Here is a 23,146-nt window from a genome sequence, read left to right on the forward strand (position 1 = left end):
GAGTCTAGCCAGCCTTGGGAACGGAGTCACTGACTCAACAAATTTGCATCGACAAGGCTGCGAGAAGCGCCTGGTCGCGAGTCTTGGCGTTAGCGACACTGCCCTCAGTCAGCTAGAGCCGTGGCTCTTCTTAATTGCGGCTTTGTATCGAGCGGAATGCGTGTCGATGAAATGACTTACAGCAGACATGCTCGTCAGTTCGGCAAGCGGAAGAGGGACATCCAAACGAGCCGCTATGGCTTTAGCAAAGGCGATCTGGGGCTTTGTTGGAGGCCTGAGATCTGCATCTAGGATGCGTTCAAGCTGCTCATTGAGAGCGAGTGACAACCGAGCCGCCAAGGCATCCCGTTGGCCTAAGCGCTCTGCTCGATCCCATTGGCACTGGAGGGCGCCCCTTAGCCGTGCAGACACCGGGATTTCCACAACCTGTCCGGACAGTTCGTCCACCAGCCAAACACTCATCTCGGCCACCTCATATATATAGACTACATATATAGGAGTAGCTGTAAAGGTAGCGCACTTCTAGCTTTGAGGGGCATGACCACCTCTCTCCCGCAAAAAGTTGGCCTGGCAGTTCGAGATCTTCGCAAGGAGCTCGGCTTGAGTCAGGATGCTTTCGCTGACTCAATTCAAATGCACCGGGCCTACTACAGCTCGATCGAGCGGGGCGAGCGCAACCTAACCCTTTCAACTTTCAGCAGAGTTGCAAATGGTTTGGCAGCAGATATGAGCGCCATCTTGAAGCGCGCAGGACTCTGAAAGGTCGTGTGCAGTGCACAAAAACATCTTGGCCGGCGCTGTAAAACGCCGTTTTGTTGCTAGAAAAATAGTTATAAAAAACCGCTACATGCGTTCTGCAACAGTTGCAAGCTAGACATTAGAGCTAGACGCGTTCTACGCGTCGGTGGAGCAGCGCGACGATCCCTCATTGCGTGGACGGCCGGTGGTGGTGGCGTGGCGTGGCGAGCGTTCGGTGGTCTGCGCGGCGTCCTACGAAGCGCGCGTGTTCGGCGTGCGCTCGGCGATGCCGGCGGTGCGTGCTGAGCGCCTGTGCCCGCAGGCGGTGTTCGTGCCGCCGGACTTCGCGCGCTACAAGGCCGTCTCGCGGCAGGTACGCGAGATTTTCCTGCGCCATACCGATCTGGTCGAACCGTTGTCGCTCGACGAAGCCTATCTCGACGTGACCGCGCCGAAGTCCGATCTGCCGACCGCCACGGCGGTCGCTGAAGCGATCCGTGCGCAGATCCGCGAAGAGACCCAGCTCACCGCTTCAGCCGGCGTCGCACCGAACAAGTTCCTCGCCAAGATCGCGTCCGACTGGCGCAAGCCGGACGGACAGTTCGTGCTGCGCCCGCACCAGGTGGAAGCGTTCCTGACGCCGTTGCCGGTCGAGCGCATTCCCGGTGTCGGCAAGGTGATGCAGGGCAGGCTCAATGCCGATGGCATCCGCACGGTCGGCGACCTGCGGGCGTATTCGCAGCACGAGCTCGAAACGCGCTACGGCAGTTTCGGCGGCGGGCTGTACCGGCGTGCGCGCGGCATCGACGAGCGCCCGGTGGAGCCGGACCAGCCGGTGCAGTCGATCTCGTCCGAAGACACCTTCGCCAGCGACCTGCTGTTGTCCGAACTGGAGCCGCACATCCTTCGCATCGCGGAGAAAGCGTGGACCGCCAGCCGCAAGACCGAACGGGTCGGCCGCACCGTGGTGCTGAAGCTGAAGACAGCGCAGTTCCGCATCCTCACGCGCAGCTTCACGCCGGAGTCGCCGCCGGCGTCGGCGCAGGCGTTCATCGACATCGCGCTGGCCCTGCGCGAGCGCGTGGACCTGCCGTCCGCGACGCGATATCGCCTGGTCGGGGTGGGTCTTTCGGGATTCCGTGACCGCGACGAGACGGTCGTGCAGGCGGGCCTGTTCGACCCGCAGGACGCCTAGGCGCCGATCAGGCCGTACGCCAGTCGAAGGCGAGGTCTTCGTTGCGCTCGAAGCGTCGCAGGTGCGAGGCGATCACGTCCTGCAGGCGCTCGCGTGGTTCCGTCTCTGGCTGGTACAGCATGATGACGAGCGCGTCGCCGTCCACGGCGAAGTCGGCGGGGCCGAGGTCCGCGAACGGGATGCGGGCGTGGTGGTCGTCGGGGCGTTCGATTTCGAACTTGTGCCGCCAGTGGTTGCACAGCGTGCGCAGCAGCTTGGCGGGGTCGTTCGGGCGTACGGTGACGGAGGACGTGGGGTTCATCGACGGGATCGCATCGGGGGAATCCCTGTTTAAGTCCGCGTCCTTCCTCCGACAAGGCCGGCAACGGAACAGTCCATTGCCGGCCTCTGCGTCGGCGCGCGAGTCAGTCGCGCGCGCGGTAGCGCAGGCTCAGGCCGTACTCGCGACCGGGCTGGTTGTACCAGGCGATCGTTTCGTACTCGCGGTCGAACACGTTGCTGGCACGCGCCTGTACCGACCACTCCTTGGTGATCGCGTATTCCAGACGCAGATCCAGTGTGCCGTAACCCGCTAGCCCGACACTGTTGGCGGCGTTGTCGTAGCGCTGGCTGGTGCCGTAGCCGGTCACGCCGATGCGGAAGTCGCCGAACGCGCGGTCCACGTCGAGTCGCGCGGTGTTGCGCGCGCGGCGCGCCAGCAGGTTGTCGTAGTTCAGGCCAGCGGTGCGGTTGCGCGGATCGGTACGGCTGACCTGCGCGGCGATGTCGAAGCCGGCCAGCGTCACCGCGCCGGTCAGCTCGAAGCCGCGGATGCGCGCCTCGTCGGTGTTCGCCGGCAGCCAGTTGCTGTCCAGCGCGATCAAGTCCTTGATGCGCGTCTCGTAGACGTTGACGCCCCAGTTCCACGCATCGCCATACTGCGACAGCCCGATGTCGAGCGTCTTGGAGCGCTCGGGCTCCAGCAGTGCATTGCCGGAGAACGGGTAGTACAGGTCGTTGAACGTCGGTGCCTTGAAGCCAGTGCCCGCGTTGGCGGTCAGCTTGAAGCCGCTGCCGAAACCGAGGCCCCAGCCCAGGTTGCCGGTCACATGATTGCCGAACTGGTCGTTGTCGTCGTTGCGCACGCTGGCCTGCACCTGCTGCGCGCCGAAGCGGCCCTGGTACTCGATGAACATACCGGTGTTGTCGCGGCTGTCCACGGGCACGCCGATGGTGTCGTTGACGAAATCGATGCTGCTGGTGACTTCATCGCGCTGCCAGTCGGCACCGGCGCTCAGCAAGTGCCGTTCGCCGAACGCGAAGTCGCCCTGCAGCGAAGCCGTGTCGCGACGGGTGTCGAAGGTGCTGACGAACGTGCGCGTACCGGCGGCGGCATCAGCGAAATAGTTGTCCGACTTGTCCGAGGCCCGGCCGACCTGTGCGGTCAGCATCATGCCGGCGGACGGCTTCCACGTCAGCTTGCTGCCCAGCACCTGCTGCACGTTGTCGGCTTCGTTGCCACCGTAGATGCTGCCATCGAATTCGTTGAAGGCATTGGCATTCAGTACATGACCTTCGAGCGCCAGCGTATCGCTCAACTGGTAACCACCGCGGACATTGAGCGAGACGTTGCGGTAGCCGTCGTCGTCCGGCTCGTCGGTGAAGCAGCCCTGGAACAGCGTGCCGGAACCGCGGCAGGCGTTGATGCCGTCGGTCTCCTGGTACGCCGCATTCGCGCCGATCCAGCCACGCTCGCCCCCGTAGGAAAAGCCGCCGCTGGCTTCGCGCAGGTTGTTGCTGCCGCCGCCGACGCGCAGTTCGCGCGACAGTCCTTGGCTGCCGCGACGGGTGAAGATCTGGATCACGCCGCCGATCGCTTCCGAGCCGTACAGGCTGGAGCGCGGGCCACGCACGATCTCGATGCGTTCGATCTGGTCCACCGGCAGGTCCTGGAACGAGGCCAGGCCAGCGGTCGCGGAGCCGATGCGGATGCCGTCGACCAGCACCAGCACGTGGTCGGATTCGGTGCCGCGGATGTTGATGGTGCTCAGCTTGCCCAGGCCACCCTGGTTGCTGAAGCCGATGCCGGCGCGGCCCTTCAGCAGGTCGACCAGCGAGCGCGACTGGCTGCGCTCGATATCGTCGCGGGTGATGAGTTGGGTCGGCGCGAGGCTGTCCTGCAAGGGCACGATCGTGCGCGTAGCGGTGACAACGACCTCGTCCAGTTCGGTGGCGTCCTGCGCCGACGCGGTGAACGGCAGCGCCAACGCGACCGCGGCGGCGAGAAGGGAAAGGGAATGACGGCTGTACATCGGATTCAACTCCATCGCGCGCCCCGCGCGCTTGCTTCGGTGTGGAGTTGCGATGACGGAGAGGGAACGTTGCGGACAGCGCAGCAGGCGAACGACGGCGCGGCACGCCGCGACGCCCTCCGCATCGCAACCAGTGGACTCCCAGGCCGGTCTCCGGGCTTGCGAAGGCGTGCCGTGCACGCTGCCGCGGCGCCTTCCCATGCGTGATCGCACAGTGGCCGATGCCGTGGTTGTCTTCGCCTACCGTTGCGGGGGCAGCGCCGGAATGCCGCCTGCGCGGGTCACCGGCTTCCCGTTTCAACCCTCGGCAGGAATGCCGTGGGTCACCTGAAAGCGCGCGCAGTATACGGGATGGGGCGGATCAGTCGTCGCCGCCGCGTGAGTCGAACAGGTTCAGCGACGGCCCCGTGTCTTCTTCGCGTTCGGTGTGCGTGGTGGTCACCGGGCCGGCGGCGGGGCGGCCGCGTGGGGGCGGCAACAGCGCGGCGGCGGCATCGTAGGCCACCAGCAGTTCACTGCGGCGGTCTTCGGGCAACTGTTGCCAGTGGCAGTCCAGCAGCGCGCCTTCCAGCGCGTAGAGCAGGTTGAGGCTGGGGCGGAAGCCAGCGCGCTTCACCCGGATGAAGGCCTCGACTGCGCCGACCGATTCCAGATCCTCCTGCGTACGCAGGCCGACCTGGCGCAGCCAGGCGGCGGACTTGGGACCGATGTTGCGCAGCTTGGTGCCTGTCATGACAGCGAATCCACGAAGATGGCGGCGATGCGTTCCATGCCTGCCTGGTCGTCGGCATCGAAGCGCGCCAGGCGAGGGCTGTCCAGATCGAGTACGCCGACCAGTTCATCCCCTTTCACCAGCGGTACCACCAATTCCGAGCGTGACGCGGAGTCGCAGGCGATGTGGCCCGGGAAGGCCTCCACATCGTCCACGCGCTGGGTCTGGCGGGTGCGTGCGGCGGCTCCGCAGACCCCCTTGTCCAACGGGATCCGCACGCAGGCTGGTAATCCCTGAAACGGCCCGACCACCAATTCCCGGCCATCGAAGAAATAAAAGCCCGCCCAGTTGAAGTCGGGCAGGGCGTGATAGAGCAGGGACGCGAGGTTGGCGGCATTGGCGATCCGGTCGGATTCGCCAGCCAGCAGGGCACGCGCCTGGTCGGCGAGCTGCGCGTATTGTTCCGGCTTGCTGCCGGTGAGCATCTGGGAGGTGAATGACATGGCTCGATTCTACTCCCGCGTTCTGTGGGAACGTCCCGATAAGATGTGTCACATCCGCAAGCGGTGATGGGCGACCGATGGGCATGAATGCGCGCAACGACGACACTGGCTGGCGTGGCCACGGCGTGACCCGGCTGGAGGCCTTCGTCGATGCGGCCTTCGCGTTCGCGGTCACCCTGCTGGTGATCTCGGTGGAACGTATCCCCGACAGCATCGAGGGCCTGCTGCAGGCGCTGAAGAACGTGCCTGCATTCGCGGCGAGTTTCGCGATGGTGGCGATGTTCTGGTATGCCCACGTGCGCTGGAGCCGCCGCTACCGCCTGGGCACCGTGCCCGCCACGCTGCTCAGCCTTCTGCTGGTGTTCCTGGTGCTGGTCTACGTGTATCCGCTGAGGCTGCTGCTGGGCACGTTCTTCGGCTGGATCACCGGTGGCTGGCTGCCGATGCCGCTGTCCGATGCGAACGGGCCGCGTCCGCTGGCCTTCATGTTCGTCTTCTACGGACTGGCGTTCGCGTCGATGTCCGCCTGCATCGGTGGCCTGTACGTGCTGGCGTGGCGGGCGCGCGCACGCCTGCGACTGGACGGCGACGCTGCTTCCAATGCCGCTGGCGAAGTCGCCTCGCACGCGTACTTCGTCATGGTCGGCGTGCTGTCGGTACTGGCTGCGCTGCTGCTGGGCGAGCGATCGCAGCCCTGGCAGGTCGCGTTGCCGGGCTGCGTCTATTTCCTGCTGTCGTTCACCGGCCTGGTGCATGTGCGCGGGCAACGCTGGGGTGCCGAGCGCTGGCCGGTGCGTGCGGATGGATAGGTCGATGGACCGGCTGTTCGTCACCGGCACTGATACCGGCGTTGGCAAGACCGTCGCCAGCGCCGCTCTGCTGCATGCGTTCCGGGCGCGCGGGATGCGCGCGGTCGGCATGAAGCCGGTCGCCAGCGGCTGCACGGCAACACCCGAGGGCTGGCGCAACGACGACGCGCTTGCGCTGCAGGCGGCCAGCGATCCGGTGCCGCCCTACGACGACCTCAATCCGTATGCGCTGCCCGCGCCGCTGGCGCCGGAGATCGCCGCGCGCGACGCCGGCGTGGACGTGCAGCTCGGCGTGCTGGTGTCCGCGTTCGAGCGACTGCATCCGCTGGCCGATCTGGTGCTGGTGGAAGGCGTTGGCGGCTGGGCCGCGCCGTTGACCGCGACGCTGGACCAGCGTCACCTCGTTCAGGAACTGCGCCTGCCGGTCGTACTGGTGGTCGGGATGCGGCTGGGTTGCATCAACCACGCGCGATTGAGTGCACGTGCGATCCAGGACGATGGTGCGCGACTGGTGGGATGGATCGCGAACGAGGTGGATCCGGAGATGGCGCGGCGCGACGAGAACTTCGCGTTGCTGTCGGCGCGGCTGTCGGCACCGTGCTGGGGTCGATTGCCTTTCGCCCCCGATGCCGATGCACGCGCGCTGGCGGCGCATCTGTCGGTGCGCTAGCGGTGGGGTGTGCGTGTTGCGCACATGGCAAGGGCAGTGCGACGAAAAGCCTGGGCATCCATCTGATGGGCGCGTTGCGACGCGCTCATCGCCTCCGGCACCGATGACTCCAGTGGCGCATAAAAAACCCGGCAGCGTGGGGGCTGCCGGGTCGGTCTGCGCGGAGGGAGGGGGAGCCGCGCAATAAACGGTGACGCAGGGCGGGTCTTACTTGCCCTTGGCGGCCTTGGTCGCCTTGGCCACGGAGGCCTGGACGTTGTCGGTCGCGGTCTCGAACTGGGTCTTCACCAGCTGGCCGAAGGCCTCACCGGTCTTCAGGCCCAGGCCGAACACTTCCTGGCTGGCGGCAACGACGCGCTCGGCGTTGTCCTTGGCGACCTGCAGGCCCTTCGGCCACAGGTTCTTGTAGCCGTCCAGATCGCGGGTCTCGGCGAGTTCGCCGAAGAAGGACGTGGTGGCGTCGACGTTCTTTTCGAAGGTCTTCAGCTGCACGCCGAACACGGTCTCGGCGCTTTCCAGCGCCAGGCGGTTGGCGCGCGAAGCCGCGGCGGCGAACTGGTGGGTGAACTGGCTGAAGCTTTCGTTGAACTGCGTGGTCATGGCGGACTCCTGAAAGGGGATTTCCTGTCTGTTGCGGCGCAGCATAGATCTATCCATGTTGCAGTGCAATAACGGCCGTATGGAAATCCGACGAACGGTCAGTAGCCGTTAAAAATCAAACGCTTGTAGGAGTTGGTATGAAACCGGTTCCATGCCATCAGGGGCCGGTATAGCGGCTGCCCGACGTGCAGGTTTCGTGCACCACCACCGCGCTGAGCAATGGCAGGACGGGCTTGGCCTGGTCCCAGATCCACGCGGCCAGTTGCTCGCTGGTGGGGTTCTCCAGGCCGGGGATGTCGTTGAGGTAGTGGTGGTCGAGCCGGTCGTAGATCGGCTTGAAAGCGGCCTTCACGTCGGCGAAATCCATCACCCAGCCGGCGCGTGGATCGACCGGGCCGGACAGGTGCAGTTCGATGCGGAACGAGTGCCCGTGCAGGCGCGCGCACTTGTGGCCGTCCGGCACGTGCGGCAGGCGGTGCGCGGCTTCGATGGTGAAGACCTTGAAGATGTCCATGCGACGGTTCCGGAAGCGGTGGAACGCGCGGCGCCGTCGAAGGCGCCGCGCGAAGAGTCCGGCTTAGCGAGCCGGACGCGACTGGCCCTGGCGGGCGCCACCGGAGCGGCCACCATCGCGACGCGGGCCGTTGCTGTGCTTCTTCGGGCCGGCATGGGCGTGGCGCGGGGCCTCGCTGTGCGGGCGGCGCGCATGTTTCTGCGGGCCGTTGCGGCGCGGGGTACGCTCGCCGGCGGGCTGTTCGGCCTTGCCCGGCGCGCTGTTGCCCCAGCGGATCGGTGTCTGCGGCTCGAAGCCCGGCACGTCGCGCAGGTCCACGTCGCGGCCCAGCATGCGCACGATGGCGCGCAGGTACTTGGCTTCGTCCTGCGCCACCAGCGAGATCGCCTCGCCGGTCGAGCCGTTGCGGCCAGTGCGGCCGATGCGGTGTACGTAGTCTTCGGCCACCATCGGCAGGTCGAAGTTGATCACCTGCGGCAGCTGGTCGATGTCGATGCCGCGCGCGGCGATGTCGGTGGCGACCAGCACGTTGATGCGGCCGGCCTTGAAGTCGCTCAGCGCACGCTGGCGCGCACCCTGCGACTTGTTGCCGTGGATCGCGGCGGTCTTGATGCCGCTCTTGTCCAGGAACATCGCCAGCTTGTCGCTGCCGTGCTTGGTGCGGGCGAACACCAGCGTCTGCACGCGGCTGTCCTTGGCCAGCAGGTGCAGCAGCAGGTCGCGCTTGCGGCTGCCATCGACCGGATGCACGCGATGGGTGATGGTCTCGGCCACGGTGTTCTTCGGCGTGACCTGGATCTGCTTCGGGTCATGCATGAACTCCAGCGCCAGCTCGCGGATCGGATCGGCGAAGGTGGCGGAGAACAGCATGGTCTGGCGGTTCTGGCGCGGCAGCTTCGCCAGGATGCGCTTGATCGACGGCAGGAAGCCCATGTCGAGCATGCGGTCGGCCTCGTCCAGCACCAGGACCTCGATGCCCGACAGGTCCACGCTGCGACGCTCGAGGTGGTCGATCAGGCGGCCCGGGCAGGCGATGACCATGTCCACGCCACGGCGCAGCGCGTCCAACTGGTTGCCCATGCCGACGCCGCCATAGATGGTGGTGCTGGGGATGCGCAGGTACTTGCCGTAGCCGCGCAGGCTGTCGTGCACCTGCACGGCCAGTTCGCGGGTGGGGGTCAGCACCAGGGCGCGCGGCTTGCGCGGGCCGCCACGCTGCACTTCCTGCGGCGTGGTGGCGAGGTACTGGATCAGCGGCAGGCCGAAGGCGGCGGTCTTGCCGGTACCGGTCTGGGCGCCCGCCAGCAGGTCGTGGCCGGCCAGGGCCAGCGGGATGGCCTGTTCCTGGATGGGGGTGGGCTGGGTGTAGCCCTGTTCGTCGAGCGCGCGCAGCAGGGCGGGCGCCAGGCCCAAGGTTTCAAACGTCATTGTCGAAGCTCCAAAGCCGGTCGGCCGGACGCACGCGCAACGCCGGCACGGAGACGTGCGGCGGCGTGGAACGCGCAGAATGCGGCAAGACCGTGACTCGAAGCGTTCCCTGAAACCGCGCTGCGAGAAGGGGTGCGGAGGCGCCAAAACGGCGCTACCGAGCTTGCGCAACGAAAGAAGTCGGAGCGGGGCGGGCGCGGGAACCCGCGGGGGAGTTCCCTGCGCCGGCGGACCATCGGGGAAACGAACGGCCGCAGGCAAGCGGCGCGCACTGTACCCGAATCCGGGCCTGAATGGGGAAATGTGAGCTGAAATCGTGTCTGCGACCGATTGTCGCAGCGCCGCAAACGCAAAAATGCAGGCGTATCATGGATCCGGAAGACCCACGTAGCCGACCGCCATGAGCCTTCGCATCCTCCGCCAGAACGACTCCCCGGTGACCCCTGCGCCCAGCGATGGCGCGGTCTGCCAGGCCAATTCACGTGGCTGCGGCGGCTGTCTGGTGCGCCACCTGGCCATCTGTGCGGCCCTGCCGGTGCAGAAGGCGCATGCGATGGAGGCGCTGGCCGACGATGCCCGGCTGAAGGCCGGCGAGGCCCTGGTCCGCGAGGGCGAGCCGCGGCGCGGCGTGTTCACCGTGACCAAGGGCGCGCTGCGCCGGATCCGGCTGCTGCCGGACGGTCGCCGGCTGGTGGCCGGGTTCCTGATGCCGGGCGATTTCATCGGCTTCTCCGGCACCTCGCACTACAAGCACACGATCGAGGCCATCACCGACAGCACGCTGTGCGAGTTCTCGATGGCCGACATGCGAAGCCTCTGCCACGACCATCCGGAGCTGGAACGCGAACTGCTCGAACGCGCCTGCGTCGAGCTGGACGCGACCCGCGGCAACCTGATGGCGCTGGCGCGGCTGAATCCGATGGAGCGGCTGGCCGGGTTCCTGGTCGACATGGCCCAGCGCCGTCGCCGCCAGGGCCAGGACGACAGCGAAGTGATCCTGCCGATGACGCGCACGGACATCGCCGACTACCTGGGGCTGACCGTGGAAACCGTCAGCCGCAGCTTCACCCGCCTGCGCCAGGAAGGCAGCATCGCCACCGACGACCCGCACCACGTGCGGCTGCTCAACCGCACGCGGCTGGACGCACTGGCCGAAGCGCGCGCCTGAGGGTGTCGGATTTTCCGATTCCTGCCGTGGGAGCGACGTAAGTCGCGATGGCCTACCGGTAGAGCCTCATCGCGACTTACGTCGCTCCCACATCCATGTCGGCCGGCTACTCCCTCGATAGTCTCCCGTCCCGCAACCGGTAGCGCGCGTCCACCACGCTTTCCGGCAACGCCGCATGGCTGATGATCAGCATGCTGCATCCTTCGCCGGCCTCCACGAGGTCGCGCATCAGTGCGTTGGCGGTGTCCTGGTCGAGGCCTTCGGTCGGCTCGTCGAGCAGCAGCAGCGGCGCGTCACGCAGCAGGGCGCGTGCCAGCGCGAGGCGGCGCGCCTGGCCGGCCGACAGCGTGGCGCCGTTCTCGCCCACCCACGTGTCGAGGCCTGTCTCGCGGAAACGGGTATCGAGCTTCACCTGCGCCAGCACGCGCCACAGGCATGCGTCGTCGGCAGCGGGATCGCCGAGGTGCAGGTTGTCGCGCACGCTGCCGGAGAACACCGGCGCGTCCTGCGGCAGCCACGCGATGCGCGCATGCCAGTGCGCCTGATCCAGCGTCCGCAGGTCGGCGCCTGCGAACAACACCTGGCCTGCCTGTGGCGCCTGCAATCCGAGCACCAGTGCCAGCAGCGACGACTTGCCTTCGCCGCTGTCGCCCGCCACCAGCACGCGCTCGCCGGGCGCAAGGTGGAGGCTGGCACCATCGAGCACGCGCCGCGTCGTGCCCGGCCACGCGAACACGACCTCCTGCAGGTCGAGCGCGCCGACGGCCGCCGGTGATCGCGTACCGCGGTCTTCGCCGTCCGTCGCAGGGCGATCGACCACTTCCTGCAGACGCTGCGCGGCGACGGTCGCCGCCCGCCAGGCCTGCCAGGCCGGTGCGATGGCCGTACAGGCCTCCAGCACGGCAACGGTCAGGAAGAACAGTCCGCCCGCCGTAGCGGCACCGAGGCGTTCCGCGTGCACGGCCGACAGCAGCACCCACAGCATCACGGGCAGCGTGAACGCCGCGACCAGTGCGTGGGCGAGCGTCGCAAGCGCGAGGCGCTGCTTGCGGCGCTCCTCCCACTGGGCGACGTCGCGGCTGCGCGTGTCCAGCGCGTCGAGCCATGCCGAGGTCGCATCCATCGCCACCATGTCCAGCTGGCCGTCGATGCCCTCCTGCACGGCGGCGCGCAGGCGCGTGCGGCTGGCGGCACGCTCGTCTTCCAGGGCGGCGACGCTCCGCGTCGCCAGCCAGGGCGCCAGCGCCGCGATCAGCGCCAGCGCGACCAGCAGCACGATGCCGGCCAGCGGCAGCACGACCAGCGCCACCAGGCTGGCGAGCAGGCACAGCGACAGCACCGCGAGCAGGGGGCCGACCGCACGCACCAGCAGGCTGTCCACCGCGTCGATGTCGGCCATCAGCCGCGCCATCAGTTCACCGACGCGGAAGCGGCCCAGTCCCAACGGCGCCAGCGGCAATGCGCGGGCGAAGAACCACGCGCGCAGGTCGCGCGCGATGCGCAACGTCACGTCGTGACCGATCAGCTTCTCGCCGTAGCGCGACAGGATGCGGACGAAGGTCAGCGCACGGATGCCCGCGGACGGACCGAAGAAGTTGAAGCCGAGTGCCCCGCTGCCGGCCAGCGCGGCGGCGGTGAGGAAATGGCCGGACAGCCCCAGCAGGGCGGTGCCCGCCAGCAGCGTCATCAACAGCAGCCCGACTGCCAGCGTGCCGAGCCGCCGATGCGTTGCCAGCACGTGGCGCAGCGCAGTCGTGTCGTCGTCGCGGCGTCCGTTCACGGCGTTTCTCCGTTGCCGTGCAGGCGACCGTCGCGTACCTGCCAGACCTGATCCATTGCCGCCTGCGCCGCCACGCTGTGGGTCGCCATCAGCACGCCGCGGCCACGCGCGAACTGCCGGATCGCCTGCAGCACCGCGGCTTCGGTGTCGGGATCTAGGAAGGAGGTGGGCTCGTCGAGGAGCAGCAGGTCGGGGTCGCGCAGGAAGACGCGCGCCAGCGCCACGCGCCGCGCCTCGCCGCCGGACAGGCCGAAGCCGCGTTCGCCGATCACCGTGTCCAGTCCTTCCGGCAGACGGGCCGCGAAGCGCATCACCTGCGCGGCATCGGCTGCCCGTTCGAGCTCCGCGTCGGGCGCATCGGGCTTGGCCATGCGCAGGTTGTCGCGCAGCGTGCCGGCGAACAGGAAGGGGCGTTGCGGCGCGTAGCCGATACGCAGGCCAGGCGCATGGTGCAGCGTTCCCGCCTGCGCTGGCACCCAGCCGGCCAACGCCTCCAGCAAAGTGCTCTTGCCGTCGCCGCTGGCGCCGGTGAGCGCGACATGCTGGTCGCGATGCAGGTCCAGGGTGACGTCGTGCAGCACGTCGCGCGTGGCGGCGGGATGGCGCATCGCGATGCCGCGCGCGCTGACGAGCGATGCCGAAGGGGCCGGCTTCCCGCCACCGTCATCCGTGATGGCAGAAACATCGTCTTCCAGCACCGCCGCGATCTCGTCCATCGCCGCCAGCGCCGAGGCGCGGTCGTGGTAGTGGGTGGCGAGGCGCCGCAGTGGTGCGTAGAACTCCGGTGCCAGCAGCAGGCAGAACACGCCCATGCCCAGCGTCAGCGGCGTGGCGCGCAGGTCCAGCATGCCCAGGTAGGTCAGGCCGAGGTACAGCGCGATCATCGCCACGCTGAGCGAGGCGAAGAACTCCAGCACCGCCGACGACAGGAAGGCGATGCGCAGCACGCGCAGGCTACGCACGCGCAATTCCTCGGCGGCGGCGCGAATGCCCTGCAGTTCGGTGTCGCCGCGGCCATACAGCCGGATCAGCCCCAGCCCGCGCAGGCGATCGGCGAAGTGGCCCCCCATCCGTGTCAGCGCCTGCAGCTGCCGCTGGCTGGCCGCCTGCGCCCCCAGGCCGACCAGCATCATGAAGACGGGCACCAGCGGCATGGTCAGCAGCAGCACAAGGCCGACGGTGCGGTCGACGAAGAACACGGCGATCAGGATCGCCAGCGGCACGCCCACCACTTCCGCCCGCAACGGCACGAAGCCACCGAAGTAGCCTTCGAGCGCATCCACGTGTGCTCCCATCCGTTCGGCCAGCGCGCCGCTCTGCTGCGACCGTACCCAGACCGGCCCGCGCGCGACCAGCCCGCGCGCGATGCGCGCGCGCAGGTCGACGCGGATCGACTCGACCGCACGGTCGGCGAGGCGGCGGCTCGCCCATCCCAAGCCGGCACGCAGCAGCAGCGTCGCCAGCAGGGCGGCGAGCAGCGGCAGCAGCGCCGTTGGCGGCGCGTGGTCGACGAACACGCGCTGCAGGCACACGGCGATCAGTGCGGCCTGCGGCAGCACCAGCGCGCCGCCGGTCACGCCCAGCGCCGCGGCGGCGCGCAACGGCGCGCGCGCGACATCGCCGATGGCCTGCAGGCGCGCTTTCGCTGTCGTGCCGTCCGGGGCTTCCGTCGCGCCCGCGCTCATGTCGGCAGCGGCTGGCAGCCGAGCGCGGCGAGTACGCCGTGCAACGCGGGATGCTGCATCAGCCACGGCGAGGCGATCGTCAGCACGCCCGCGAAGAGGACGAAGCCCGCCGCCGTGCGGCGCACCGATGTGCGCTGCCAGTGGCGGCCGAGGCGTGCGCCGGACCAGGTCAGCGTCACCATCATCGGCAGCGTGCCCAGGCCGAACATCGCCATCGTCAATGCGGCATCGCGCGCATTGGCCTGCAGCCATGCCACCGTCAGCAGGCTCAGGCTCAGCCCGCACGGCAACCAGCCCCACAGCGCACCGGCGGCCAGTCGCCGCGGCAGCGTGTCGGCGGGCAGCACGCGCGCATGCAGCGGGCGCAGCGCCTGCCACACCTTCGCACCGGGACGTGCGAGGAAATCGAGCCGGCCACGCTGGTCGAGCAGGCGCAATGCCAGTACGACCAGCGCCAGGCCCACGCCGACACGCATGGTGAGCACGGCGGTCTCGTGCCGCGCCAGCGACAGCAGGCCGCCGCCGAACGCTCCGACCAGCGCACCTGCCAGCGTGTAGCCGGCGACGCGGCCGAGATTGAGCTGCAGCGCGCTACCCCAGCCTTGGCGCGAAGACACGGCGGAAAAGCCGGTGGCGATGCCGCCGCACATCACCGCGCAATGCGTACTGCCCACCAGGCCGGCCAGCAGCGCGGCGAGCAGGACCGGAACGTCAGGCGCCATCGTCGCCTTCGCGGACGGGCGGCGCGGCTGGCGCACGCGGCTTCGCCGGCGCATCGTCGAGGATGTCCAGCGCGGGCGTGTCGAGATCGTCGAACTGGCCCTTGCGCACCGCCCACGCGAACGCAGCGATGGCCAGTCCCAGCAGGACCAGGCTGATCGGCAACAGCATCAGCAGGATGTTCATGCCGCCATCTCCGTGGAGGTGCGCGCCAGCCGCAGCGCGTTGAGGGTGACCACCAGCGAGGATACCGCCATGCCCAGCGCGGCGATCCAGGGCGTCACCATGCCGGCGGCCGCCAGCGGCACGGCGAGCAGGTTGTAGCCCGCGGACCAGGCGAGGTTCTGCTTCACCAGCCGGCGCGACAGCCGCGCCACGCGCACGGCGTCGGCGATGCGCAGCAGCGACGGGCCGGTGGCCACGAGGTCCGCCGCCTGCTGCGCCAGCGGCGCGCCTTCGCCCATCGCGACCGACACGTCGGCACCGGCCAGCACCGGCGCGTCGTTCAAGCCGTCGCCGACCATCGCGACAATGCGGCCTTCTGATTGCAGCTGCCGCACGCGCGCCAGCTTGTCTTCCGGCGACTGGCGGGCGAGCGTCGAATCGATGCCAAGCGCCAGCCGCCGCACCGCCGCATCGCCGTCGCCGCTGGCGAGATGGATGCGCATGCCCTGCGCGCGCAGTGCCGCAATGGCCGCCGCGGCATCGTCGCGCGGCTTTTCGTCCAGGGTGAAACGGGCCACGCCGCGCGCGCCATCACCCAGCCACAGCGCGCCGTCGTCGTCGCGGCCCGCGGCCCAGTCGGCGCGGCCGAAGCGCCAGTGACGGCCGTCGACATCGCCTTCCACGCCCAGGCCCGCCCGGGCGACCACTGACGTGGCGGCATCGCGCGCGTCGATGTCGGCGAAGGCGGTGGCGATCGGATGTCCGCTGTCCTGCTCCAGCGCGGCGACCACGCGCGTGGCCGCCTCCGCGTCCAGCTCGGCGAAGACGTCTGCGGCGACGCGCGCGGGGCGGCCGTCGCTGAGCGTGCCGGTCTTGTCGAACACCACGTCGGTCGCGCGCGCCAGCGTGTCCAGCGCTTCGGGTCGCGTGGCGAGCACGCCGCAGCGGGCCAGCGCGCCGTGCGCGGCGGCCAGCACCGCCGGCACCGACAGCGACAGCGCGCACGGGCAGCTGATCACCAGCAGCGCCAGGGTCACCTCGAACGCGCGTTCCGGCTGGTAGAAGCGCCAGCCGACGTACACGGCGACCGCGAGCACCAGCAGGCTGACCACGAAATGCCGGCCGATCCGATCCGCCACGCGCGCCAACGGCGGGCGGTGGCCCTGCGCGCGATCGACCAGCTCGGCCAGCTGCGACAGGCGCGTCGCGGTGCCGGTGGCGGTGACGCGCAGGCGAGCCGGACGCTCGCGGCAGGTGGTGCCGGCGTAGACGGTCTCGCCGGCGCGACGGCGTACCGGGCGCGACTCGCCGGTCAGCAGCGCTTCTTCGAAATCCGCCGCTGCGTCCAGCAGCACGCCGTCGGCCGGAACGCCGTCGCCGGCGGCCACGCACACGACATCCGACGTGCGCAGGGCCGAGGGCGGCACCGACTCGCGCGTGCCGTCGTCGCGCTCGCGGATCGCGAACACCGGCTGCGCCCGCGCCAGCGCGTCCACCTGTGCGGTGGCCACGTTGCGCGCGCGCTGTTCCAGCATGCGCGCAGCCAGCAGCAGGAACACGAACATCACCGCCGCGTCGTACCAGACATGCGTGCCGCCGCGGATCGTCTCGACCAGGCTGGCGAAGTACGCCAGCAGCGTGGAGCTTGCGATCAGCGTGTCCATGCCTACGTGGCGCGCGCGCAGTTCGCGCGCCATGCCGGCCAGGAACGGCCAGCCGCTGTAGAACACCACCGGCGTGCTGACCAGGAACGTCAGCCAGCGGAACAGGTCGCGCGTCGGCAGCGGCATCGTCGCGTTGACGTCGAGGTACAACGCTTCGGCCAGCATCATCGCCTGCAGCGAACCGAGGCCGGCCACCCCCAGCCGCAGCAGCCAGCGGCGGCGTTCGGACAGGCGCGCCTGTTCGCGCGCATCGCCGGTGGCGAGGTAGGGCCGATAGCCGAGCATCGCCAGGCGCTGCAGCAGCGCGGAGAGTTTCGTGCGCGCCGGATCCCAGGCGATGCGGATGCGCCCGGTGACGGCGTTGGCGGTGGTGTCGAGCACGCCGGCCTCGCGCGCGAGTGCGCGGTCGATCAGCCAGGCGCAGGCGGCACAGCGCATGCCGTCGGTGAGCAGCACGATCTCGCGGCCACCCTCGACGGCACGGCTGTGCTCGTCCAGCAGTTCGGTGCGGTCCCAGCTGTCCAGGTCCAGCCGGTCCGCCTGCACGCGATTGGCGTTCGCGCTGCGCAGGCGGTAGTAGCTGCCCAGGTCGGCGTCCTGGATCCACGTCGCCGCCGCGGCGCAGCCTTCGCAGCAGAAGACATGGTCGCCCGCCGTGACCGGCTGCCCGCTGGCGACCGGCTCGCCGCAGTGATGGCAGGGCACCACGGGCGCGTCCATCGCGGGACTCAGCCGCCCCCGAGGGACGGCGCCAGGCGCGAGGCCTGCGTGTCCTTCTGCAGGCGGCCGCGGATGCGCCAGTGGTGGTTGTCGGGCGCGAGCTGCAGGTTCCAGTCGTGGCGCGTGTCGATCTCGGCGGGTGCGGTCCAGCCGGTGGTCGTGCGCGCCAGCGGCAGGCGAACGTCCTGCGCGGCCTGGGTGGGATGCGTCATGACGAGGACGAGCGCGGTTTCGCGATCGAACTCGCCGGTCACCGCGGTCAGTTCCACGTGGTCGGGGCGTACCTGCAGGATCGCGCTGAGCTGGCGCTGTGCGGCCCGCTCGTCGGGTCCCAGGTCGGTGGTCTGGATCTGCGACACGCGCTGCACGTCGTCGATGACGGGATCGGCGCCACCGGCACGCACGGCGGTCACCACCAGCCAGATGCCGGCGACGACGGAGGCCAGGGGCAGGCCCCAGACCAGCCACACCATCGGCTCTTTCCAGAACGGTCGGGCGTTGCCGGCGGGAGCATCGCCGACGGGAGCTGCGGTTTTCGTGGTCATTGGATCGGTCCGAAGTAGCTGCTGTCCACGGTCTTCTCGGCGCCGGTGTCGACATCGCGGACGGTGAACGTTACGGCATGGCGGCCGCGGAGGGTGGCGGGAGCGGTGGCGGTGACGGCCAGCGACAGGACTTCCTCGGGTTCCGCGCGAACGGTCAGCTCGCCATCGCGCAGGCGGATGCCGGGCGACGCCGATGCCAGGTTGACGAGATAGCCGTGCGACTGCTGGTCCTTGTTGACCAGCTTGAGCGTGTAGCTGTTCTCGACCTGGCCGCCGGCGACCTCGCGATACAGCGCGTTGCGGTCGCGCAGGACTTCGGCGATCAGCACGTCGCGGTTGAACACGCCCCAGCCCCACGCCACGGTCAGTCCGAGCAGGATCGCGGCGTAGACGAAGATGCGCGGACGCAGCACCTTCGACGGCTTGCCGTCGATGGCGTTCTGGGTGGTGTAGCGGATCAGGCCGTGCGGATACCCCATCTTGTCCATCACGTCGTCGCATGCGTCGATGCACGCGCCGCAGGCGATGCATTCGTACTGCAGGCCGTTGCGGATATCGATGCCGGTGGGGCAGACCTGCACGCAGATCGTGCAGTCGATGCAGTCGCCCAGCTGGTCGGGCGCGAACTTAGGCAGCGGCTCGACCACCGCGCCGGCACCGGCGAAGGTGATGGTGCCGTGCGCCCCGAGCCGCTGATCGGCAAGGCTGGGGTGCGCGGCCGCGCGCATGACGTAGTCGTAGGCGGTGGTGTTCTGCAGCAGGCCGCGGGCGCGCTCCAGCACGCTGCCGAGGCCGCGCTTGCGCGGGCCGCGCGGTTCGCCGCGCATCGGGTCGTAGGCGATGATCAGCGTGTTGCGGTCGAACATCGCCGCCTGGAAGCGCGCGTACGGGCACATGTACTTGCAGACCTGCTCGCGCAGGAAGCCGGCGAAGCCCCACGTGGCCAGCGCGTAGAAGAACACCCAGAAGGTTTCCCAGCCGCCCCAGGCGAACGGCCACAGGCGCGCACCGAGATCGGTGATGGGAGTGAAGAAGCCGACGAAGGTGAAGCCGGTCCACAGCGCGAACACCGCCCACAACACGTGCTTGCCGCCCTTGCGCAGCAGCTTGTTGCCGCTCCACGGCGCCGCATCCAGCTTCATGCGCGCACTGCGGTCGCCTTCGGTCCAGCGCTCCATCCACAGGAACACTTCGGTCCACACCGTCTGCGGGCAGGCGTAGCCGCACCACAGGCGGCCGGCCAGCGCGGTGAAGAAGAACAGCGCCATCGCCGCGATGATCAGCAGCACCGCCAGCAGCAGGAAATCCTGTGGCCAGAACACCAGTCCGAACACGTAGAACTTGCGCGCGGGCAGGTCGAACAGCACGGCCTGGCGGTCGTCCCACCTCAACCACGGGAATACGTAGTACATGCCCAGCAGCCACCACACCGCAGCCACGCGCAGACGGTTGAGCGGGCCCGCCACGTCGCGCGGATACACCTTGCGTTCGCTGACGTAGAACGAGTTGCCCTGCGCATCGACCACATCCAGCGGAATGCGGCGTTTGCTGTCGGGAGCGGTGGGAGGCGGCGATGCTGGCGTGGACATGGCAGTGTCTGTCTTGGCTGGCGTCATGCTCGCGCCGGGGGCGCGCAGCGGGGAGCGACGGTTTGTCGCAGGCCGCGCCATCGGCGCGCACACGCAGCCGGGATGGCGCGCGGACGTGCGCTCAGTCCGGTGGCAGCGCGCGATTGAAGCGGCTGGCGGGGCGCAGCAGGATCCAGGTGAACAGGCTGCTGGCCGCGGTCGTCAGCCAGAACATGAAGAAACCCAGCGAGTAGCCGAGTTCGCGGCTGATCGCCAGGTCGGGGAAGGTCATGTCGCGCAGCGTCAGCGGGTCGACGAAGGCGAAGAACACCATCGTCGCCACGCCGGCGGCGAAGAAGCTGGGCCAGAGCACCGCCCCGACGCGCTGCGCGAGCGGCCGGGGCGGGTGGTCGAGGCGGGGCTCGGTGAAGTCGGTCATTTCGTGCCGGCGGCCGCCTGACCCTCCTTGTGCGACAGCGACCAGACGTACGAGGCCACGAGTCGCGCACGCGTCTCGCCCAGCAGTTCGCGGTGGGCGGGCATCACGCCATGACGTCCCTTGGTGATCGTCGTGCGCATGCTGTCCTTGCTGTTGCCGTACAGCCAGTAGTCGTCGGTCAGGTCGGGCGCGCCGAGTTCCTGGTTGCCCTTGCCGTCCACTCCGTGGCAGGCGACGCACAGGCCATCGTACAGCGGCTTGCCCTGGGCGGCCATGAAGTTGTTGCTCAGCCCTTCCTGTGGATCGCTCAGCACGTTGACGTACGCGATGACGTAATCGACGGCGTTCTGGCCACCCATGCTGGTCAGTGCAGTGCCCCATTCCGGCATCACGCCTTCGCGGCCATCGAGCACCGTCTGCAGCACCAGGTCCGGCGTACCGCCCCAATGCCAGATGCTGTCGGTCAGGTTGGGATACCCGATCGCGCCCTGGCCGGTGGAGCCGTGGCAGGTGGCGCAGGTGTTGTTGAAGATCGAACGGCCCAGCGCGAGCGCCTTGGGGTCCTTGGCCAACTGGTCGATCGGCTGGTTGGCGAACGGTGCGAACGTGGCGTCCAGCTTCTTGTCCTGCACGGCCTTGACCTGGTCGTGCTCGCCGCTGGACGACCACTTGGCGTAGCCGGGAATGATGCCCAGGCCGCCGTACCATGCGATGTAGCCGATGCTGAAGACGATGGTGAGGTAGAACAGGTTGATCCACCACTTCGGCAACGGCTTGTTGTACTCGGTGAGGTCGCCGTCCCACACATGCGAGGTGTCTTCCGGCGCCGGGTCGCCGGGCCGGCGGCGGCCGGTCCACCACAGCAGCCACACGCAGCCCAGGATGTTCAGTACGACCAGCGCGACGATGAACCAGATCCAGCCTGCGCTCATGGGTTGTTCTCCCCTTCCTCACCCAGCGGCATGCGCGCCGCGTTCTCGAAATCCGCCTTGCGGCGCGGGCTCCACGCCCACGCCCAGCCGACGATGAAGAGCACGATCAGTGCCCCGGTCACGATCCCCGATACCATGGCTCAGCCTCCCCTCGGCGCGGCCTTGCCCAGCCCTTGCAGGTAGGCGACCACGGCGTCCAGTTCTGTCTTGCCTTCCACGTCGGTGGCGGCGTTGTTGATGTCTTCGTCGGTGTACGGATCGCCGATGCGCTGCAGCGTCTTCATGCGCTGGGCGACTTCCGCGCCGTCGACCTTGGCGTTCTCCAGCCAGGGGAAGGACGGCATGTTCGATTCCGGCACCACGTCGCGCGGATTGATCAGGTGCACGCGGTGCCAGTCGTCGGAATAGCGGCCGCCGACGCGGGCCAGGTCCGGTCCGGTGCGCTTGCTGCCCCACTGGAACGGACGGTCGTAGACCGATTCGCCCGCCAGCGAGTAGTGGCCGTAGCGTTCGGTCTCGAAGCGCAGCGTGCGGATCATCTGCGAGTGGCAGTTGTAGCAGCCCTCGCGGATGTAGACGTCGCGGCCGGCCAGTTCCAGCGCCGGATAGGGCTTGACGCCCTCCAACGGCTTGATGGCCTCGGCCTGGAACATCAGCGGGACGATCTCGGCGAGGCCGCCGAACGACACCGCCACCGCGATCAGCACGGCCATCAGGCCGACGTTCTTCTCGACTTTCTCGTGTGGGTTTTCATTCTTGCTCATGTCGGTTCCTCAGGCGCGCGCTTGGCTGGCATCGGGCGGCAGGATCGGCTGCGGCACCGTGGACTTGGCGGCCTGGAAGGTCTTCCAGGTGTTCCAGGCCATCAGCAACATGCCGGTGAACACCAGCAGGCCGCCGCCCAGGCGGACCAGGTAGTAGGGGTAGGTGGCGTTCAGCACTTCGACGAAGCTGTAGGTCAGCGTGCCGTCGGCGTTGGTGGCGCGCCACATCAGGCCCTGCATCACGCCGGCGATCCACATCGAGGCGATGTAGAACACCACGCCCAGCGTATGCAGCCAGAAGTGCGTGTCGATCGCCTTGATCGAGTACATCTGCTCGCGGCCCAGCAGCTTCGGCAGCATCGCGTAGACCGAGCCGATGGTGATCATCGCGACCCAGCCCAGCGCACCGGCGTGCACGTGGCCGATGGTCCAGTCGGTGTAGTGGCTCAGCGAGTTGACCGTCTTGATCGACATCATCGGACCTTCGAAGGTCGACATCATGTAGAACGACAGCGAGACGATCAGGAACTTCAGGATCGGGTCGGTGCGCAGCTTGTGCCACACGCCCGACAGGGTCAGCACGCCGTTGATGGCGCCGCCCCAGCTGGGGGCCAGCAGGATCAGCGAGAACACCATGCCCAGGCTCTGCGCCCAGTCCGGCAGCGCGGTGTAGTGCAGGTGGTGCGGGCCGGCCCACATGTAGATGGCGATCAGCGCCCAGAAGTGCACGATCGACAGGCGGTACGAATAGACCGGGCGGCCGGCCTGCTTCGGCACGAAGTAGTACATCATCCCGAGGAAGCCGGCGGTCAGGAAGAAGCCCACCGCGTTGTGGCCGTACCACCACTGCACCATCGCATCGACGGCGCCGCTGTAGACCGGGTAGGAATGCAGCAGGCTGCTCGGCAGCGCCAGGCTGTTGACGATGTGCAGCAGCGCCACGGCGATGATGTAGGCGCCGAAGAACCAGTTGGCCACGTAGATGTGCTTGACCGCGCGCTTGGCGATGGTGCCGAAGAACAGCACGGCGTAGGACACCCAGACCACCGCGATCAGCACGTCGATCGGCCAGATCAGCTCGGCGTATTCCTTGCCCTGGGTCAGGCCCAGCGGCAGCGAGACGGCGGCGGCCACGATGACCAGCTGCCAGCCCCAGAACACGAAGGCGGCCAGCGTGTCGGACAGCAGCCGCACATGGCTGGTCCGCTGCACCACGTGCAGGCTGGTGGCGAACAGGGCGCAGCCGCCGAACGCGAAGATCACCGCGTTGGTGTGCAGCGGCCGCAGCCGGCCGTAGCTGAGCCACGGCACGTCGAAATTCAGGGCCGGCCAGTACAGCTGGGCGGCGATCAGCACGCCCACCAGCATCCCCACGATGCCCCAGACCACGGTCATCACCGTGAACTGGCGCACCACCTTGTCGTTGTAAGTCCCCTGGACGCCTTGCATGCGGCCTCTCCTATTCTGGTACGGTGGATTCTCGGCCCCATTCAGGCGGGCCGCATTGATCAGGATCAACCCCTCCCGGGGCGATGG

The 23,146-nt window shown here is 68.4% G+C and carries 24 protein-coding genes, 1 pseudogene and 1 riboswitch; of the genes and pseudogenes, 5 read left to right on the top strand and 20 right to left on the bottom strand.

Translation table 11 applies throughout. The features are described 5' to 3' along the window. Positions 1–108 precede the first annotated feature (108 nt). Positions 109–462 (bottom strand): hypothetical protein, encoded by a 354-nt coding sequence (locus tag AX730_RS18735; RefSeq protein WP_157074057.1) that lies wholly within the window; start codon positions 460–462, stop codon positions 109–111. Between the two features lie 75 nt (positions 463–537). On the opposite strand from AX730_RS18735, the gene AX730_RS18285 reads away from it, so the two are divergent. Together AX730_RS18285 and dinB are read left to right on the top strand one after the other, a co-directional pair. Next, positions 538–759 (top strand): helix-turn-helix domain-containing protein, encoded by a 222-nt coding sequence (locus AX730_RS18285; protein WP_083537654.1) that lies wholly within the window; start codon positions 538–540, stop codon positions 757–759. A 118-nt stretch (positions 760–877) separates the two neighbouring features. Continuing rightward, a pseudogene (gene dinB, locus AX730_RS02190) lies at positions 878–1,933 on the top strand (DNA polymerase IV); the annotation flags it as partial. A 7-nt stretch (positions 1,934–1,940) separates the two neighbouring features. Here the strand turns inward: dinB and AX730_RS02195 are convergent. The 4 genes from AX730_RS02195 to AX730_RS02210 form a co-directional block, all read right to left on the bottom strand. Next, positions 1,941–2,234 carry a DUF2218 domain-containing protein gene (locus AX730_RS02195; protein ID WP_062351289.1) on the bottom strand — a complete coding sequence of 98 codons (294 nt, stop codon included), beginning with the start codon at positions 2,232–2,234 and terminating at the stop codon, positions 1,941–1,943. A 103-nt stretch (positions 2,235–2,337) separates the two neighbouring features. After that, entirely contained in the window at positions 2,338–4,224 is a 1,887-nt protein-coding gene (btuB, locus tag AX730_RS02200) for a TonB-dependent vitamin B12 receptor (protein ID WP_062351425.1), read from the bottom strand. A gap of 127 nt (positions 4,225–4,351) precedes the next feature. Beyond that, a riboswitch (cobalamin riboswitch) is annotated at positions 4,352–4,570 on the bottom strand. A gap of 15 nt (positions 4,571–4,585) precedes the next feature. Further along, positions 4,586–4,957 (bottom strand): TfoX/Sxy family protein, encoded by a 372-nt coding sequence (locus tag AX730_RS02205; protein WP_062351291.1) that lies wholly within the window; start codon positions 4,955–4,957, stop codon positions 4,586–4,588. Next, the gene (locus tag AX730_RS02210; protein WP_062351294.1) at positions 4,954–5,439 is read right to left on the bottom strand and encodes a GAF domain-containing protein; all 486 of its coding nucleotides are present in this window, start codon (positions 5,437–5,439) and stop codon (positions 4,954–4,956) included. Before AX730_RS02210 ends, AX730_RS02205 begins: the two co-directional genes overlap by 4 nt. A gap of 83 nt (positions 5,440–5,522) precedes the next feature. Here AX730_RS02210 and AX730_RS02215 point away from each other — a divergent pair, with 83 nt between their 5' ends. Then, a complete protein-coding gene (locus AX730_RS02215) occupies positions 5,523–6,248 on the top strand; it encodes a TMEM175 family protein (RefSeq protein ID WP_198146984.1) in 726 nt (241 codons plus the stop codon). A 4-nt stretch (positions 6,249–6,252) separates the two neighbouring features. Then, a complete protein-coding gene (bioD, locus tag AX730_RS02220) occupies positions 6,253–6,918 on the top strand; it encodes a dethiobiotin synthase (RefSeq protein WP_232310154.1) in 666 nt (221 codons plus the stop codon). A gap of 207 nt (positions 6,919–7,125) precedes the next feature. Here the strand turns inward: bioD and AX730_RS02225 are convergent, their stop codons facing one another. The 3 genes from AX730_RS02225 to AX730_RS02235 form a co-directional block, all read right to left on the bottom strand. Further along, positions 7,126–7,518, bottom strand: a complete 393-nt coding sequence (locus AX730_RS02225) for a phasin family protein (protein ID WP_062351428.1) — start codon at positions 7,516–7,518, stop codon at positions 7,126–7,128. Positions 7,519–7,675: 157 nt separating this feature from the next. Further along, positions 7,676–8,032: a 6-carboxytetrahydropterin synthase QueD gene (gene queD, locus AX730_RS02230; protein WP_062351302.1), complete on the bottom strand. Its 357-nt coding sequence runs from the start codon at positions 8,030–8,032 to the stop codon at positions 7,676–7,678. Positions 8,033–8,095: 63 nt separating this feature from the next. Continuing rightward, positions 8,096–9,460, bottom strand: a complete 1,365-nt coding sequence (locus tag AX730_RS02235; protein WP_062351305.1) for a DEAD/DEAH box helicase — start codon at positions 9,458–9,460, stop codon at positions 8,096–8,098. A 400-nt stretch (positions 9,461–9,860) separates the two neighbouring features. On the opposite strand from AX730_RS02235, the gene AX730_RS02240 reads away from it, so the two are divergent. Further along, a complete protein-coding gene (locus AX730_RS02240) occupies positions 9,861–10,628 on the top strand; it encodes a Crp/Fnr family transcriptional regulator (protein ID WP_083537656.1) in 768 nt (255 codons plus the stop codon). A gap of 106 nt (positions 10,629–10,734) precedes the next feature. Here AX730_RS02240 and cydC read toward each other — a convergent pair whose 3' ends face one another. The 12 genes from cydC to ccoN all read right to left on the bottom strand — a co-directional run bounded on the left by cydC (position 10,735) and on the right by ccoN (position 23,059). Further along, entirely contained in the window at positions 10,735–12,408 is a 1,674-nt protein-coding gene (gene cydC / locus AX730_RS02245) for a thiol reductant ABC exporter subunit CydC (protein WP_062351308.1), read from the bottom strand. Further along, positions 12,405–14,093, bottom strand: a complete 1,689-nt coding sequence (cydD, locus tag AX730_RS02250; RefSeq protein WP_062351311.1) for a thiol reductant ABC exporter subunit CydD — start codon at positions 14,091–14,093, stop codon at positions 12,405–12,407. Before cydD ends, cydC begins: the two co-directional genes overlap by 4 nt. After that, a complete protein-coding gene (locus AX730_RS02255; RefSeq protein WP_062351314.1) occupies positions 14,090–14,815 on the bottom strand; it encodes a sulfite exporter TauE/SafE family protein in 726 nt (241 codons plus the stop codon). Before AX730_RS02255 ends, cydD begins: the two co-directional genes overlap by 4 nt. Next, complete coding sequence (ccoS, locus tag AX730_RS02260; RefSeq protein ID WP_062351317.1) at positions 14,805–14,999, bottom strand: cbb3-type cytochrome oxidase assembly protein CcoS; 195 nt, start codon at positions 14,997–14,999, stop codon at positions 14,805–14,807. Before ccoS ends, AX730_RS02255 begins: the two co-directional genes overlap by 11 nt. Next, positions 14,996–17,362, bottom strand: a complete 2,367-nt coding sequence (locus tag AX730_RS02265) for a heavy metal translocating P-type ATPase (RefSeq protein ID WP_062351320.1) — start codon at positions 17,360–17,362, stop codon at positions 14,996–14,998. Before AX730_RS02265 ends, ccoS begins: the two co-directional genes overlap by 4 nt. 8 nt (positions 17,363–17,370) lie before the next feature. After that, entirely contained in the window at positions 17,371–17,907 is a 537-nt protein-coding gene (locus tag AX730_RS02270; RefSeq protein ID WP_062351323.1) for a FixH family protein, read from the bottom strand. Beyond that, positions 17,904–19,496 (bottom strand): 4Fe-4S dicluster domain-containing protein, encoded by a 1,593-nt coding sequence (locus tag AX730_RS02275; protein WP_062351326.1) that lies wholly within the window; start codon positions 19,494–19,496, stop codon positions 17,904–17,906. Before AX730_RS02275 ends, AX730_RS02270 begins: the two co-directional genes overlap by 4 nt. A 121-nt stretch (positions 19,497–19,617) precedes the next feature. Continuing rightward, on the bottom strand, positions 19,618–19,914 hold the full coding sequence (locus AX730_RS02280) for a hypothetical protein (protein WP_062351329.1): 297 nt from the start codon (positions 19,912–19,914) through the stop codon (positions 19,618–19,620). After that, positions 19,911–20,846 (bottom strand): cytochrome-c oxidase, cbb3-type subunit III, encoded by a 936-nt coding sequence (gene ccoP / locus AX730_RS02285; RefSeq protein ID WP_062351333.1) that lies wholly within the window; start codon positions 20,844–20,846, stop codon positions 19,911–19,913. The genes AX730_RS02280 and ccoP overlap by 4 nt, the downstream gene beginning before the upstream one ends. Further along, positions 20,843–20,983 carry a cbb3-type cytochrome oxidase subunit 3 gene (locus AX730_RS18290; protein ID WP_083537657.1) on the bottom strand — a complete coding sequence of 47 codons (141 nt, stop codon included), beginning with the start codon at positions 20,981–20,983 and terminating at the stop codon, positions 20,843–20,845. The genes ccoP and AX730_RS18290 overlap by 4 nt, the downstream gene beginning before the upstream one ends. 3 nt (positions 20,984–20,986) lie before the next feature. After that, positions 20,987–21,610, bottom strand: coding sequence for a cytochrome-c oxidase, cbb3-type subunit II (gene ccoO / locus AX730_RS02290; RefSeq protein ID WP_062351335.1), 624 nt, complete (start codon positions 21,608–21,610; stop codon positions 20,987–20,989). A 9-nt stretch (positions 21,611–21,619) separates the two neighbouring features. After that, on the bottom strand, positions 21,620–23,059 hold the full coding sequence (gene ccoN / locus AX730_RS02295) for a cytochrome-c oxidase, cbb3-type subunit I (protein WP_062351338.1): 1,440 nt from the start codon (positions 23,057–23,059) through the stop codon (positions 21,620–21,622). Between the last annotated feature and the right edge of the window lie 87 nt (positions 23,060–23,146).

This window comes from Pseudoxanthomonas mexicana, assembly GCF_001556105.1.
GTDB classification, from domain to species: Bacteria; Pseudomonadota; Gammaproteobacteria; order Xanthomonadales; family Xanthomonadaceae; genus Pseudoxanthomonas_A; species Pseudoxanthomonas_A mexicana_A.

Coding starts and splice junctions, on each gene's coding strand:
- AX730_RS18735 (WP_157074057.1), bottom strand. CDS start 462: ATGAGTGTTTGGCTGGTGGACGAACTGTCCGGACAGGTTGTGGAAATC.
- AX730_RS18285 (WP_083537654.1), top strand. CDS start 538: ATGACCACCTCTCTCCCGCAAAAAGTTGGCCTGGCAGTTCGAGATCTT.
- AX730_RS02195 (WP_062351289.1), bottom strand. CDS start 2,234: ATGAACCCCACGTCCTCCGTCACCGTACGCCCGAACGACCCCGCCAAG.
- btuB (WP_062351425.1), bottom strand. CDS start 4,224: ATGTACAGCCGTCATTCCCTTTCCCTTCTCGCCGCCGCGGTCGCGTTG.
- AX730_RS02205 (WP_062351291.1), bottom strand. CDS start 4,957: ATGACAGGCACCAAGCTGCGCAACATCGGTCCCAAGTCCGCCGCCTGG.
- AX730_RS02210 (WP_062351294.1), bottom strand. CDS start 5,439: ATGTCATTCACCTCCCAGATGCTCACCGGCAGCAAGCCGGAACAATAC.
- AX730_RS02215 (WP_198146984.1), top strand. CDS start 5,523: ATGAATGCGCGCAACGACGACACTGGCTGGCGTGGCCACGGCGTGACC.
- bioD (WP_232310154.1), top strand. CDS start 6,253: ATGGACCGGCTGTTCGTCACCGGCACTGATACCGGCGTTGGCAAGACC.
- AX730_RS02225 (WP_062351428.1), bottom strand. CDS start 7,518: ATGACCACGCAGTTCAACGAAAGCTTCAGCCAGTTCACCCACCAGTTC.
- queD (WP_062351302.1), bottom strand. CDS start 8,032: ATGGACATCTTCAAGGTCTTCACCATCGAAGCCGCGCACCGCCTGCCG.
- AX730_RS02235 (WP_062351305.1), bottom strand. CDS start 9,460: ATGACGTTTGAAACCTTGGGCCTGGCGCCCGCCCTGCTGCGCGCGCTC.
- AX730_RS02240 (WP_083537656.1), top strand. CDS start 9,861: ATGAGCCTTCGCATCCTCCGCCAGAACGACTCCCCGGTGACCCCTGCG.
- cydD (WP_062351311.1), bottom strand. CDS start 14,093: ATGAGCGCGGGCGCGACGGAAGCCCCGGACGGCACGACAGCGAAAGCG.
- AX730_RS02255 (WP_062351314.1), bottom strand. CDS start 14,815: ATGGCGCCTGACGTTCCGGTCCTGCTCGCCGCGCTGCTGGCCGGCCTG.
- ccoS (WP_062351317.1), bottom strand. CDS start 14,999: ATGAACATCCTGCTGATGCTGTTGCCGATCAGCCTGGTCCTGCTGGGA.
- AX730_RS02265 (WP_062351320.1), bottom strand. CDS start 17,362: ATGGACGCGCCCGTGGTGCCCTGCCATCACTGCGGCGAGCCGGTCGCC.
- AX730_RS02270 (WP_062351323.1), bottom strand. CDS start 17,907: ATGACCACGAAAACCGCAGCTCCCGTCGGCGATGCTCCCGCCGGCAAC.
- AX730_RS02275 (WP_062351326.1), bottom strand. CDS start 19,496: ATGTCCACGCCAGCATCGCCGCCTCCCACCGCTCCCGACAGCAAACGC.
- AX730_RS02280 (WP_062351329.1), bottom strand. CDS start 19,914: ATGACCGACTTCACCGAGCCCCGCCTCGACCACCCGCCCCGGCCGCTC.
- ccoP (WP_062351333.1), bottom strand. CDS start 20,846: ATGAGCGCAGGCTGGATCTGGTTCATCGTCGCGCTGGTCGTACTGAAC.
- AX730_RS18290 (WP_083537657.1), bottom strand. CDS start 20,983: ATGGTATCGGGGATCGTGACCGGGGCACTGATCGTGCTCTTCATCGTC.
- ccoO (WP_062351335.1), bottom strand. CDS start 21,610: ATGAGCAAGAATGAAAACCCACACGAGAAAGTCGAGAAGAACGTCGGC.
- ccoN (WP_062351338.1), bottom strand. CDS start 23,059: ATGCAAGGCGTCCAGGGGACTTACAACGACAAGGTGGTGCGCCAGTTC.